Source organism: Ochrobactrum sp. Q0168, from assembly GCF_016427605.1.
GTDB lineage: Bacteria > Pseudomonadota > Alphaproteobacteria > Rhizobiales > Rhizobiaceae > Brucella.
On the sequence record NZ_JAELXQ010000002.1, the window covers coordinates 533,542 to 547,906 of the forward strand.

Sequence of the window (14,365 nt, forward strand, 5' to 3'; positions counted from 1 at the left end):
TACGTAGTGAAACGGAACGTCCCGTTCAGCGCAAACAGGGCAAGTCCCCTGTCTCGCTTGCATCCTTTGATGTTTCATTCGGGAGGCGCACATGAATATGCGTATATCGCAGCTGAACGGCGCCAATAGTGCAGGCTATTTCGACCGCTTGCCGGAAAAGCTGGTGCTGGAAGGCTATCGTCGCTGGACTGCGGGTTTCGAGACTGGCTCGATCATCCCATGGGAAATGACCTGGGGTCTCTATTCGGAAGTGCTCGGACCATCGGAGGCAAAGCGCGCCGTCGGCGAGCTTTCGCACTTCATCCGCGTGCTGCGTCATTGTGCAAGCTGCCCGTTGCGCGCTTTCCCGTTCGACTCGCATCATGTCTGCCGCGAGGAATGCCTGACGCTGGGGCTGATTTCCGGCCTGCACAATCAGGACGCGCTGTTGCTCGACACATGCCTTGAGGCCATTGCCTGCAAGCGGCGCTGCGACGATGTGGCAGCCGCCGCCAGCAATTTTGCCGAAGCTTTGGCCGATTTCGGCCAGACTTTGCTGCCAATACCGATTCACGCCATCGACACCGCTTTGAACATCACGCATCGCGCGACTTTTCACTGATCTGAAAATCCCCGCGTTTTGCGAACAAAGACGATTCTAAATTTTAAGCCGCTGCGATGCAGCGCAAGGAGATAAAATGCAGGCCAGAACCGAACGACGCCTCGGCATTGCCGCTGCCCTCGTACTGACCGCAGCAGCATTTGTCATGCCGGGCGTATCCACCCAGATCGCGCAAAACGACGTTGCGCCAGAAAAGCAGGTTCATGTGGCTTCTGCCGAGAACCTGCGCGCCGAGTTCCGACACTTCGTCAGACTTGGGGAAGCGATGCCGAAATCGGTTCGCTACGAATAAAGCGCCGTGAGGACTGTTGAGATTCCGGCTATGGCGAGCCGAAAATGGTGGGGTGCGAGAACCGGAGCGGAGTGTACTTTTGGGTACATGAGCACCGGAAGCGCAGAACAACGCCATTTGCAGGCCGTCAGAGCCTGAATATCGACAGTCCGATTAGCCGACGACAATCGGCGCCTGCCCCTGCACGCGATTATACAGGTCGATAATGTCCTGATTCATCAGGCGGATACAGCCTGATGACATGGACTGGCCGATGGACCACCATTCCGGCGAGCCATGGATACGATAGCCGGTGTCGCGTCCATTTTGGTAAATGTAGAGCGCGCGGGCACCAAGCGGGTTCTGCGGGCCCGGCTCCTGACCATTGCGGTATTTTTCGAGTTCCGGCTTGCGCTGGATCATTTCCGGTGGCGGCGTCCAGCGTGGCCACTGCTTCTTGTACTGCACATTGGCACGGCCCTGCCATTCAAAGCCCGCCTTGCCGATGCCCACGCCATAGCGCAGCGCTTCGCCACCCGGCAGCACGTAATAGAGGAAATGGTCTTTGAGGCTGACGACGATGGTGCCCGGCGCCTGACCGGTTGGATCCGGGACGATCTGGCGGCGAAACTGCTTCGGCACTTTGTCATAAGGAATGGCAGGCAGCGCATAAGGCCCTTCCTGCACCGATGCATACATGACATCCGGTGTCGTGATGGCGCGATCAACACTGATCTGCGGACGCATCGGCGTGATGCCGCCCGTGGACATCGAGTCCACATTCATCTGAAAGGCGGACATGTCCATCGTCTGCGAGCAGCCTGCGGCACCACTCAGAACGACAGCCCCGGTGCCAAGCAGAAAGCGGCGGCGGCTTAGATCATCACTCGACTTTGACATGCAAAACGCCCAGAACACAGATGGCAGGAGCTGGCGTCATGCCGCTCCTTATTAACCGTAATTTGCAGTCTTATGGTTGAGGAACAGTTAAACCAGGCAGCCCGATGTGCGAAAATTCAACCGGGAGGTGCAGCGCCTTGAAAAGAGAAAGCCGGACGAAACGCCCGGCTTTCTTACACAATCAAAGAAACGATCAGTAGTCTTTTTCATAGAAGATACCGCCGCTGGAATCGCCCTCTGCACCAAGCGAGCCCTTTGCCTTGAGGTTTCGCGTGATGTCGAGATTGACGGTTCCCTTGGTCGAGCCGCCAGACCCCGCTTCCACACCCAGATAGATATTGTCGCGGATATAGCGCCCAGCACGCACGGCGGTCTGTCCGTTACTGTCGGTCACGACATCGAGATCGTCGAGCCCCGTTCCGGCGCGCAGCTTGTTCATGAGGGAATTGTTGGAGCCGCCCGCAAGTTCGGCTGCGGCAGCAGCAAGCTGTGCGATCTGGAAGGCCGACAATTCACCGATGGAGCGCTTGAAGATCAGCTGCGCCAGCACTTCATCCTGCGGTAATTCGGGCGACGAGGAGAAGACGATATTGAGATTATCGACCGTGCCCGTGACCGTCACGATGGCGGTGATTTCATTGCCCTCCGAACGGGCCACAAAATTGAGCTGCGGATTGAGATCGCCGACCAGCGTGACATGGCCTTCATCGAAGGTGATGCGCTGGCCAAGAATGCCGATGCGACCCCGAATCATGTCGAAGGACCCGACTGGTTTGATATCGCTGAGCGGACCAGTGAGACGAACGCGCCCGCCCAGTTCCGTATCGAGTCCGCGACCACGCACGAAGATCTGGTTCGGCGCATTGACGAGGACATCAAGACGCGGTCCGGCGGAATTGGCGCGCACCACCGATTTGGCCTTGCCTTTGCGGGTTTCGACCTTGGCACGCTCCAGCGTTTTCGCGACCTTCTTCGGCGTGTTCTTATGCTCGACCGGCACATAGGTTGCGCCGCCGCCAAGATTTTCAGGCACCGAGATTTCGGCGCGATCCACATCAATGCGGCCGCCGATCAGCATATCGCCCGCCAGCGGTCCGGTGATCGTGATGCCGCCATTGACCGTTGCGACGACCAGCTTGCCATCGGCATAACGCGCGCGGTCCAGCTTGATGCTGATATTGGCCGGAAAATTCGCCGCCGCATTGGTCGAGATCGTGCCGCTCGCCGACACGGAGCCGCCACCGCCAAATGCACCATTGACCTGTCGCAGCGTGATGGTTTCGCCGTCCATGCTGCCCATGATGTTGATGTTATTCACACGGACATTGGTTTCTGGATCGATGAACGTCGCACCGCTGGTGGAGAACATGCCGCGCAATTGCGGACGGTCAAAACCACCGGAAACGCTGGCGGTCAGCGTCAGCGTGCCGCTGGCCTGCGCGCCGCGATCAGCGAGAAAGCGATTGGCCAGCACCAGCGGGACATTGCCGTTGACATTGACGCCAAGCGCCTGACCGGAGAACGGCACCTTGCCGCTTGCCGTGACATTGAGGCCCTGCGGACCGTCCAGCGTCAGCGATGAAATATCGACCGTCTTGGCGGCATAGCTGCCCGCCGCCTGCAGGCTGAGCGGCGCAAGGCCATTGTCGCGCAGCGGCTTGGCGGCAAGGCCGGAGCCCTTGAGATTGAAGGTCGCGGCGGGATTGGTCAGCGGGCCCGTCACGCGCGCCGTGCCGGTGACATTGCCCGCGAGATCCTGTCCCTTCACAGCGCCGTTCAGGATGCCCAGCGGCAGATTGGCGAGCGTCACGTCGACGCCAAGATTGCCCTTGCCGAGCGGCACGTCGCCTTTCGCTGTGACGTCGATGCCATTGCCGCTTGCAGCGCCCCCGGTCACACGGGCGTCAATATTGAGCCGGTCATTGGCTGAAGTGCCCTTGGCATCGGCATTCAGCGCTGCGATGCCCTGCTTCTTGAGTTCCGCCGCCGTCACGCCGCGCGCCGCCACATCGAAGGCGACATTGGGCGCTTCGCGAGAGCCGGTCAGGCGTGCCGTGCCATTGACAGTGCCGCCGAGGCCAAGGTCCGGCTTGAAGGTGTTGGCAAGCGCCAGCGGCAGATTGGACAACGCCACCGACAGATCAAGCTTGCCATCGATGGAGCCGCTGACCTTGACCTGTCCTTCGCCGCCATTGGCGCCGGTATCGATGACGATATCGCCAAAGGAAATCTCGCTGCCCTTCATGACGATCGTCGCCGGTGCGGCGAGATTGGCGCGCAGCGCGCCCTGCTTCACATCGGCGGATGTGAGGCCAAGCTCAAAGCCGCCATCTTTCGGCTCAAGTGAACCGGCGGCATTGGCCACCGTGCCGATCTTGAGTTTGGTATTGGCGCTGAAATCGGTCTTGTTGCCGGTGGCGTTGGCCTTGGCGTCGAACGTGTCGATGCCGAATGTGCCGACCATGATATCGCGCGCGGCAGCATTGCCATCCACGACGGGCACGCCGAACAGGTCCTGTGCGGTCAGCGCGATAGTAGCGGATGCAATATGATTGCCATTGACCTTCACGCCCTTGGCGTCGGCGGAGACGGTGGCATTCTGGCGTTCGCCATCGGCTTGCAGCGCGATATCGGCATTGGCCGCGCCGGTTGCTTCCGCAAGGAACAGCGCTGCGGCAGTGGAGATATCCGGCGCGTCGAGTTTCAGCGCACCGTTGAGCAGGCCCTTCGGGGTCTGCGTGACATTGCCGGAAAGATGCGCCCCGCCCGCGTTGAACAGGAGATTGGTCAAGCGCTTCTCGTCATTGACGATGTCGATCAGCGAACCGAGTTCGATGCGCTCGCCATTGAGGAAGGCATTGCCCGCAAGCTTGCCAGACAAGGTTGTTCCCGTGCTCGCATTGCCGTCGAGCATGGCGTTGAAATCAAGACCGGCATTGGCAAGCTTGCGGCCTGCCAGCGTGCCCTGCGGCGCGTCGGCGCGTAACGCAAGTGCGATCAGCTTGTCGTCGCCGCGCGCGCTGCCTTTGATCGTCATGCGACCGGAGGCCTGCGGAGAGAGCAGTTTCATATCGGACAGCATCACGCCGAAATCGAAATTCGCCTTGTCCGATGCGAAGGAGCCATTGGCCGTGATTTCGCTCTGCGCATTGCCGATGCGGAAATCACTGGCGGAAAAACCTTCGGCGCTGCGACCGAGCGCTCCGGCCAGCCGCACTTCGCCATCCAGAATATTGTCGACCGCCTCGGTGCCAGTGCGCATGTTCTGCGCCGTGCCGTCGAGATCGAGATAGAACGCGCCGCTGATCGGACGAACCGTGCCCTTGGCCTTGACGTCGATACTGCCCGCCAGTTCCTTGTCCGCCAGAGCGCCGAATGGGGCAAGGCTTGCCACCTTGGCGGCGATATCGCCATTGAAGACGAAGTCGTCAATATTGCCCTTGAGATCGAGGCTGAGACCGTTGCCTTCAATATTGGCCCGTGCAAGCTCCACCGGAGAACCGGCGCGCCAGCCGCCATCGATGAGAAGCGCGATCTTGCTGCCCAGTGCCTGCGCCAGCTCTGCGCGCGGCGAGGAAATGCCATCCATGCCGCCAGTCACCTTGAAGGTGATATGGCGGTTTGGGGCATCGTTGAGGTTTTCAGCAACACCGCCCATATCCAGCGCGACGCTGGAGGCGGAAATGGTCGCGTTCTTCAAGCCGTTGACGGCGAGCTTTCCCGTCCAGTCATTGGTCGGTCGGTCACCATAGGAAACCTGGAAGCGCGCATTGTCGATATAGGTTTCGCCACCCTTGACCGGCAGCAGGACGCGGCCCTTGCTCTCATCCGCAATCGACGCGTCGATGCTGAGCTTGTTCAGAAAACGGTCACTGCCGGTTTCGGCAGCAGCCTTCAGCTTCAGCGCGGCGCTTGTCAGCGCCAGATCGTCGAGGCGGAAACCGCCCGCATCTTTCAGGAAACCATCGGCGGAAAGCACGGTTTCAGCACCGAAGAAGTCGCGGAATACCGGCGGCACCAGAACGGCAATCGGCCCATGGAAGCGCGCCGCGAAAACGCGACCGCCATTGGGCGCTTCGCCCTGGCGGTTGAGCGTGAAGGCGCCGGTCAGCGTGCGGCTACCATTGGTGTCGAGCGCGAGGTCCACCTTCAGATCATCAAGCGGGCCCGCACCCGTCAAGGTCAGATCGACAGGAGGGCGACCATCGATATTGAGCAGGTTGGCCACGATGCCATTGGCCGGTTCGGCAACTTTCAGATCAAGATCGACCTTCTGGTCCGCATTGGCATAGGCCGCGCGCAGGACAAAACTGCCGCCGGGACCGTCAAGGCGCTTGATATCGAAGGACGAGTTCAACGAACCATCGGCCAGCGAAAGACTACCCGTTGCGGAGACTTCCGATTCGAGGCCGAAAATCCCTGGTCCAAAATGCATCCGCGCCACATCGAGCCGGTCCAGATTGATCGAAATCGGCAGTTCCGGCAGGCTGAAGCTCGACGCTTCCGGCGATGGCAGGCTGTTGTCGGGCAAAGGCTTGCGGGCGATATCGATCCGCTCCGCGCTCAGCGACTGGATGCTGAGACGACCGAGCAGCAATGCGGTGCGGCTCCAGTTCAGCTTAGCATTTTCGATGCGCAGCCAGACACCTTCGCGGTCGGCAATGGTGATCAAGCCGATGGAGGCTTCCGACGACAGAACGCCACTGATGCCCGAAAGCGAAATACGGCGGTTCGGCGCGGAGAGCTGATTTTCAACGAAAGACAGGAAATAGGATTTTTGCTCTTCGTCGCTTTCCGACGCTTCGGCCTGCGGCGCGCTCTGTTCCTGCGACTTCGCGGGCGCGACAATCGATGCCGTGGTCTGCCTATCCACGCCGACAAGCGTGACCCATGCGCCCGGTATGGCCAGCACGGCGGCCACTGCGGCGAGAATCAGGAAAAGGAAAACGGTGATAAATCTGGTCAAAACGCCTGTCCTATGCCCACGTAGAATGCATAGCTCGGATCGCCTGAGCGACGGTTAAGCGGTATGGCGACGTCGAGGCGGATCGGCCCAAGGCCGGTCAGGTAACGCAGACCGCCGCCCGCACCAACGCGCATTTGTTCCGAGAAATCCGGGAACGATTTTTCGCCGACATAGCCCGCATCGACAAAGGCGACCGCACCGATGGAATCGGTAATGCGGGTGCGCACTTCGCCCGAAGCTTCCAGCAGCGAACGCCCGCCCACGATGTTGCCGCCACCGGCATCGACGCCGATATTGCGATAGGCATAGCCGCGCACCGAGCCACCGCCGCCCGCAAGGAACAGCTGGCTTGGCGGCAAATCTTCGATGGAAGCGCCCACGATGGAGCCGACTTTCACACGCCCAGCCAGAATGACGCGATCCTTTGCGCCAAAACCGTAATAGGTGCGGCCCTCGGCGGTGAAGCGGGTGGCGAAATTGCCGTAATGGAATTCGTAGAAGGGCTGGATGTTGCCTTCCAGATAAAAGCCCGAACTTGGGTCCGGCTTGTTGTTGCGGCTGTCGTAAAGCAGGTTGCCCTCAAGACCGGCGGTCGTAAAATCCCGCGAGCCGAACACGTCGTCGTTGAAGTGTCCCTGACTTGCCTTGGCATAAAGTGCGCCCGACAGCTCGTCGCTGAATATCTGCGTGAAGCCCGTCTTGGCGTTGACCGAAGTTTCGGTGTAGGCGTCCAGCACCTCGCGCTTGGCGTCGAGCGAGAGCACGAAATCCGTGTCCGGCGTGTAGACGCCGGGCTTCTTGAACGTACCGCCGAGAAGATAGGTATAGTTCTGCGGATTGAAGGAATTATCCTGCGAACCGCCGATCCCGCTGACCTTGGCGTCGAAGCGCAGGTTTTCGCCCTTGCCGAACAGGTTGCGGTGCATCCAGTAGCCGGTCACGCCAAAACCGTCGAGGGTCGAATATTCCGCACCAAAGCCGAACCGGCGCGGCTTGCGTTCCTGCACATTGAGCGTCATCGGCAGGCTGCCATCCGGCTCGATGGTTTCCGCTTCCTCGAAGCTCATCGCACGGAACACTTCCATGCGGCCAAGACGCTTCTTGGCCTTTTCGATATCGTCGGGGTCATATTCCTTATCAGGCGTCAGGCCGGTCATCCAGGCGACGAAGTGCGGGTCCATGCGCGCCGTGCCCACCACGCTGACCGGTCCGTAATGCGCCTTGCGACCCGGATCGAGCGCAACATCGGCGGCAACCGTGTTGCCGTCATGGTCGGCGACGACCTCTTCGCCCGTCACCCGCGCCTTGGCATAACCCTGCTGACGCCATGCCTCGACGGCAAGTCGCTCGGCCTTGATGATCGTTCCCGAGCGCGCCACCTGACCGGGTGCGAAACCTGCATCTTCGGGCGATTGCACGACATCGCGCTTGTCTGTCGCAGGCGGGGCGATGTTGGAAATGGCCGTGCGCGAAAACAGGAATTGCGGACCGGGATCGACCGAGATTGCCACTTTCGCATTGTTGGGAATTGTGGCATCAGGCGGAATGTCGTTCGCTTCGCGGCCATCGACCAGAATGGAGATCGTGCCGCCATAACGGCCTTCGCCATAAAGGGCGGCCAGAATACGCCGATAATCGCCGCGCGCCTTGGCCAGTAGACCGGCAGAACCGGATGCGGGCTTGTCCGCGTCGGAAACCAAACCGGATGCGCCTTCAACGACGGATTTCAGATCGGCTTCGCTGCCATCTGCATTTTTGCGATCACCGGTTGTGGTAACTTCAACCTCATAGGTCTTCGGGTCGATGATATCGGGATCGGTTTTCTTGTCTTCGCCCCAAAGACGGACGCCAAAAAGCTCGAACGCCAAGGCAGGCGACACGGTAAACGAGGAAAAATGCGCAGCCAGCAAAAGCATGGCGATGCCTTTTCCCTGTATCGTCCTGTTACTCCGAGTCATACGCGTTACTGTCCGGTTCCTGTCTATGCGGTCGCCTGGCAGCGTCCCGTTTCCATTTCCCACCCAGGACGATTCAGGGATTATCATAGGGAGGCCGGGGGGCCAAGCAACAACCTAAAGATTAGTCTCTAGATATGAACGGATTCAGTCAAAGGAGTGTTAACGTTACCACAGCTTTACGCAACGCCCGGTCGCAAGCGGCAAACAGTTCAAGCGAAAAATGCAAAATATGAAGAAGCTTAAAAAAGGGAGGCGCTCCGGAGGGAACCGGAGCGCCACGCGGCTTTGGGGGGAGAGAGGGAGGATAAAGCCGCGATTGGCAAGCCAGTTAAGGCAAGTTGCGCACGTCGTCGGGCGACATGTACATCGGCATCATATTGGTATCGAGGTGATGCATGACCCAGATGGAGCCTGCAAGCACGATAGCCAGAATGATGACCGTGAAGATGAGCGCCAGAATGTTCCAGCCACCTTCCGACTTCGGATCGAGGTGCAGGAAGTAAACCAGATGCACCAGGATCTGAACGACGGCGATGCCGAGAACAACGGCTGCGGTCGTGGCAGGCGTGAAATAGCCGTTCATCGCCAGAAGGAAGGGAACGACGGTGAGGATAACCGCCAGCACGAAGCCGATCAGATAGGACTTCAGGCTGCCATGCGCGTTATGGGTCGCGGCGTGATCGTGTGTTTCGTGTGCAGAGCTCATCACAGTACACCCAGCAGATAGACAAGGGTAAAGACGCCAATCCAGATGATGTCCAGGAAGTGCCAGAAGAGGCTGAGGCACATCACGCGCGTCTGGTTCTTTTCCGTCAGACCGTCACGCAGAAGCTGGGCGGAAAGCACCAGAATCCAGATCAGGCCGGACGTGATATGAAGACCGTGGGTTCCCACCAGCGCGAAGAAAGCCGAAAGGAACGCGCTGCGGCCCGGACCTGCGCCCTCATGGATCAGGTGATTGAACTCATAGACTTCCATTGCGAGGAAGGCCGCGCCGAGCAGGAAGGTAACGCCCAACCAGAATAGCAGGCCCGCGCGGTTCTTCTTGTACATGGACAGCGTCGCCAGACCGTAAGTCAGCGACGAGACCAGCAGCAGCATGGTTTCGGTCAACACAAACTGCAGGTCGAAGAGTTCACGGCCGGTCGGGCCGCCCGCAAACTGGTGCGCCAGAACGGCGTAGGTTGCAAACAGGCCCGAGAACAGGACGCAGTCGCTCATCAGGTAGATCCAGAAGCCGACCAGCGTGGTCGACCCTGCATCCTGATGGTCCTCGTGAGCGGGATGCTCGTTACCGCCCGTGAACGGAGCAGCAGTGGAAATGCTAGCGCTCATGGATCAAGCCTCCTGAGCCGTCAGTTGCCGGGTGCGGAGGTCTTCGACGCTCTGCACTTCTTCGGCCGAGACGTAATAGTCTCTGTCATTGTTGAACGAGTGAATGATGGCAACCGCCAGCACACCCACGGCAGCGGCGATCGCCAGCCACCAGATGTGCCACACCAGCGCAAAGCCGAGCGGAACATTCATGATGCCGATGATGAAACCGGTGCCGGTGTTCTTCGGCATGTGGATGCGCGCGAACTTTTCCGTGCGGCGCACATAGCCGTTCTGCTTCATGTCCCACCAGCTGTCATGATCGCGGACATGCGGCACTTCAGCGAAGTTGTAGAATGCAGGCGGCGAAGCCAGCGACCATTCCAGCGTACGGCCCGTACCCCAGCTGTCGCCGTTGTTGTCGCGCAGCTTTTCGCGGTCGCGGATCGAAACGGCGATCTGCAGAACCTGGAACACGATACCGCACAGGATGATCGCAACGCCGACGGCGGCGATGATCAGATAGATGTGCCATGCCGGATTTTCGGTGTGGTTCAGACGACGGGTCATACCCATCAGGCCGAGGACGTAGAGCGGCATGAAGGCCATGATGAAGCCGACCAGCCAGCACCAGAATGCGTTGCGACCCAGACGTTCGTTCAGCTTGAAGCCGAAAGCCTTCGGCCACCAGTAGACGAGACCGGCGAAGCAGCCGAACAGCACGCCCGAGATGATCACATTGTGGAAGTGGGCGATCAGGAACACCGAGTTGTGCAGCACGAAATCCGCAGGCGGAACAGCAAGCAGAACGCCCGTCATGCCGCCGACCACGAAGGTGCACATGAAGCCGATGGTCCACAGAACCGGCGTTTCCATGCGGACGCGGCCCTTATACATCGTGAACAGCCAGTTGAAGACCTTCGCACCCGTCGGGATCGAGATGATCATCGTCGCCACGCCGAAGAAGGCGTTGACATTGGCGCCGCCGCCCATGGTGAAGAAGTGGTGCACCCAGACGAGGAACGACAGGACCGTAATGGCAACGGTTGCGTAAACCATCGACTTGTAGCCGAACAGACGCTTGCCGGAGAAGGTCGCGATGATTTCGGAGAAGACACCGAAAGCAGGCAGGATGAGGATGTAGACTTCCGGGTGACCCCAGATCCAGATCAGGTTCACATACATCATCGGATTACCACCAGCATCATTGGTGAAGAAGTGGAAATCCAGATAGCGGTCCAGCGACAGCAGGGCCAGCGTGACCGTGAGGATCGGGAAGGCCGCGACGATCAGCACGTTCGAGCAGAGCGCGGTCCAGGTGAAGACCGGAACCTGCATCATGCCCATGCCGGGCGCGCGCATCTTGATGATGGTCGTGATCAGGTTGACGCCTGAAAGCAGCGTCCCCATACCCGAAATCTGCAAGGCCCAGATATAGTAATCCACGCCGACATCCGGGCTGAATTCCTTGCCGGACAGCGGCGGATAAGCAAGCCAGCCGGTCTTGGCGAATTCGCCGATGCCGAGCGACAGGTTGATCAAAATCGCACCGGCGACCGTGAGCCAGAAGCTCAGCGAGTTGAGGTAGGGGAAAGCAACGTCGCGCGCGCCGATCTGGAGCGGAACGGCAAAGTTCATCAGACCGACGACGAAAGGCATCGCCACGAAGAAGATCATGATCACGCCATGCGCAGTGAAGATCTGGTCGTAGTGATGCGGGGGCAAAAAGCCTTCATTCGCGCCCGAGGCGAGAGCCTGCTGCGCACGCATCATCACGGCGTCCGAGAAGCCGCGGAACAGCATCACGAAAGCCAGAATGATGTACATGATGCCGATACGCTTGTGATCGACCGACGTCAGCCAGTCTTTCCAGAGCGGAGCCCATTTGCCGTAATAGGTGATGGCTGCCAGAATAGCGAGCGCACCGCCAGCCACCGCGGCCAATGTGACCATGATGATTGGCTCGTGGTACGGGATCGCTTCGAGCGTAAGTTTTCCGAACATTTTTATCACGCTTCGATTGGAGCAATTCCGGGAAAGCCGCTAACGGCCTTCATTCCGGAACCGCGTGAAACAAAAGATTGAATGCGAATGGCCGCGACCTCATGCGAGATCACGGCGCAAAGGCAGATCAGTTTTCGAGCTGCGACAGGCGCTGCGGCGCGACTGCACAGATGATGTCGCTCGCCCACTGGCTGAAATCGACAGGCGAAGACTTGCGCAGGTTTGCGCGTGCTTCACGGATCATCTGCTGACGGTGCATTTCGTCATCCATGCAGACGGACTTGCCGTCCCAGCAGCGATTCACGATGTCGTGGAACAGCGCCTTGTCATTATAGGTGAAGAATTGCACCGCATGCTTTTCGCTCGGCTGAACCAGCGACGCATAGCGATCGCGGCCCAGTTCTTCGCCCTTGGCCTTCACGTCGGCAACCCACTTGTCGAAGTCGGCCTGATTATAGGCATGCGCCTTGAAGCGCATCTGGGCAAAGCCCTGACCGCTATAATTGGCGGAAATGCCGTCGAACTCGCCTTCATGGTTGGCGACGAGATGCAGCTTCGTCTGCATGCTCGGCATGGTGTAGACCATGCTGCCCAGTTGCGGAATGAAGAAGGAGTTCATGATGTTGCTGGAGGTCAGCTTGAAGTTGACCGGAACATCGACGGGCATCGCCATTTCATTGACGGTGGCAATGCCTTGATCGGGATAGATGAAAAGCCATTTCCAGTCGAGCGCAACCACTTCGACATTGATCGGCTTCACGCTGGATTCCAGCGGGCGGTACGGATCGAGCTTATGCGTGCTGATCCAGGTGACCGTGCCGAGAACCACGATGATCGCCAGAGGAATGAGCCAGACGCCCAGTTCGATCTTGGTCGAGTGGTGCCAGTCGGGCTGATAATCCGCCTTTTCATTCGTGGCGCGGTACTTCCAGGCGAAGAACAGCGTCATGAAGATGACGGGCAGCACAACGAGCAGCATGAGGCCGGTCGCGAAAAGGATGAGATCGCGTTCCGCCACGCCGACCTCTCCCTTTGGAGAAAGAAGAACCTGGTTCTCGCAGCCGGCAAGAAACGCAGTCAGGGCCAGTACGGCGAACGAAGCGATCGTCCGAGGGATGCCGAGTTTCATTTGTCTTTCCATCCTGCACTGATGCGATCTGAAAATCCGAAACCCGCCGCCGCGAATGATTGCGGTCAGACGTCTCGGTTCTTCAGATCGCACCAGAGCGATTTCGTCTCAGTGTGGTTTTGAACCTGAAATCCCTTCCAGGCAGCCCTGACAATGGGAACCGCAGAGGTTCATCTTGTCGCGAGCGTCAAAACCGGCACGTATGTCGTTTTCCAGTTTTCGGTAAATTCTGAAAATTCCAAACGTACCGTTATATCGAATAATTCAGTTTGTCACCTGTCTGGAGAAATTTGTGCTGGATCGTAATGTCGCGGTCAAAACCCCGCAAAACGGACTCCAATTGGCGGAAACAGATGGCTCCGCAACCGTCTGATGCCAGGGAATAGAACCTCTGCAGCGCCGACGCGGCGGTGACTTCGAGCGCATTTACATCCGATTTAAATCAGATCTGCGCTCAACGTGTTTATTGAGCGCGCATCCCGAAAACCGTTTCACACTTTTCGGGATGCGCTCTAAACGCTCTTCTCCACGCGTGCAAGTAGGACTAACGGATAAATCCAGTTATATGCGCATCATTCACGACACAACAAAGACATTGTGACGTCGCCCGGGACGCGACTAAGAGGCTGACTCAAAAATTGGAACGGGCTCCAAACAATCTAGATCGTGTGGGGCGTAAGGGCCCATATTGCCCGGTGCACACTGCGGGGCTCTGCGTAGGGCTGGTTTCGAAGGCGTACTGGCAACCCGTTTTCAGCCAGGCGACATCGGCCAGGACATAGTCCTGTCCCGCGAGAGTGCCGGCGGTTTTATGTTATAGATTACTCAGATTTCGTAATCGAAGACCAGAATGCCATTCAGACCACCTTCGGCGGCTTCGACAAGGCCCTTTCCGACCGTAACGTGTTCTGGATGCGGGAGATAGGCGTCGCGCGCCGCAGCATCGGCAAAATCCACCACAAAGCCGTGGCGAAAGCCTTTTTCCAGCCTCTCGGGGCTGTTGTTGGTCCCGGTGGTCACGGAAATGATGCCGTCGATCTTGCCCTTGAGAGCAACGACCGAAGCCAGCGCCTGATCGATGGCTGCGCCACCGAGTTCCGGCTTGAACTTGATAAGAACAATGTGGCGTATCATGGAGCCTATCCGTTTATGGGAGCACTGCTTCTTGCGTCCATTCGCGCCTGCCCGAAAAACGGAAAGCCAGACGCAAGCGAACCAAAAC

General features: G+C 58.8%; 10 protein-coding genes. 2 read left to right on the top strand and 8 right to left on the bottom strand.

The window, feature by feature from the left end; translation table 11 throughout:
* Positions 1–91 precede the first annotated feature (91 nt).
* Positions 92–601: a hypothetical protein gene (locus JAU75_RS06790; RefSeq protein ID WP_199055705.1), complete on the top strand. Its 510-nt coding sequence runs from the start codon at positions 92–94 to the stop codon at positions 599–601.
* A 76-nt stretch (positions 602–677) separates the two neighbouring features.
* Entirely contained in the window at positions 678–893 is a 216-nt protein-coding gene (locus JAU75_RS06795; RefSeq protein WP_199055707.1) for a hypothetical protein, read from the top strand.
* A 153-nt stretch (positions 894–1,046) separates the two neighbouring features.
* Here the strand turns inward: JAU75_RS06795 and JAU75_RS06800 are convergent, their stop codons facing one another.
* The 8 genes from JAU75_RS06800 to JAU75_RS06835 form a co-directional block, all read right to left on the bottom strand.
* Positions 1,047–1,772, bottom strand: coding sequence for a L,D-transpeptidase (locus JAU75_RS06800; protein ID WP_199055709.1), 726 nt, complete (start codon positions 1,770–1,772; stop codon positions 1,047–1,049).
* Positions 1,773–1,965: 193 nt separating this feature from the next.
* Positions 1,966–6,738, bottom strand: a complete 4,773-nt coding sequence (locus tag JAU75_RS06805; RefSeq protein ID WP_371836118.1) for a translocation/assembly module TamB domain-containing protein — start codon at positions 6,736–6,738, stop codon at positions 1,966–1,968.
* Positions 6,735–8,654 (bottom strand): autotransporter assembly complex family protein, encoded by a 1,920-nt coding sequence (locus JAU75_RS06810; RefSeq protein WP_199056023.1) that lies wholly within the window; start codon positions 8,652–8,654, stop codon positions 6,735–6,737. Before JAU75_RS06810 ends, JAU75_RS06805 begins: the two co-directional genes overlap by 4 nt.
* A gap of 370 nt (positions 8,655–9,024) precedes the next feature.
* Positions 9,025–9,402, bottom strand: coding sequence for a cytochrome o ubiquinol oxidase subunit IV (cyoD, locus tag JAU75_RS06815; protein ID WP_199055711.1), 378 nt, complete (start codon positions 9,400–9,402; stop codon positions 9,025–9,027).
* Entirely contained in the window at positions 9,402–10,031 is a 630-nt protein-coding gene (cyoC, locus tag JAU75_RS06820; RefSeq protein WP_199055712.1) for a cytochrome o ubiquinol oxidase subunit III, read from the bottom strand. The genes cyoD and cyoC overlap by 1 nt, the downstream gene beginning before the upstream one ends.
* 3 nt (positions 10,032–10,034) lie before the next feature.
* Positions 10,035–12,014, bottom strand: a complete 1,980-nt coding sequence (cyoB, locus tag JAU75_RS06825) for a cytochrome o ubiquinol oxidase subunit I (protein WP_199055714.1) — start codon at positions 12,012–12,014, stop codon at positions 10,035–10,037.
* 127 nt (positions 12,015–12,141) lie between these two features.
* Positions 12,142–13,143, bottom strand: coding sequence for a ubiquinol oxidase subunit II (gene cyoA, locus JAU75_RS06830; protein WP_199055716.1), 1,002 nt, complete (start codon positions 13,141–13,143; stop codon positions 12,142–12,144).
* 825 nt (positions 13,144–13,968) lie between these two features.
* Positions 13,969–14,277: a Dabb family protein gene (locus JAU75_RS06835; protein WP_199055718.1), complete on the bottom strand. Its 309-nt coding sequence runs from the start codon at positions 14,275–14,277 to the stop codon at positions 13,969–13,971.
* Between the last annotated feature and the right edge of the window lie 88 nt (positions 14,278–14,365).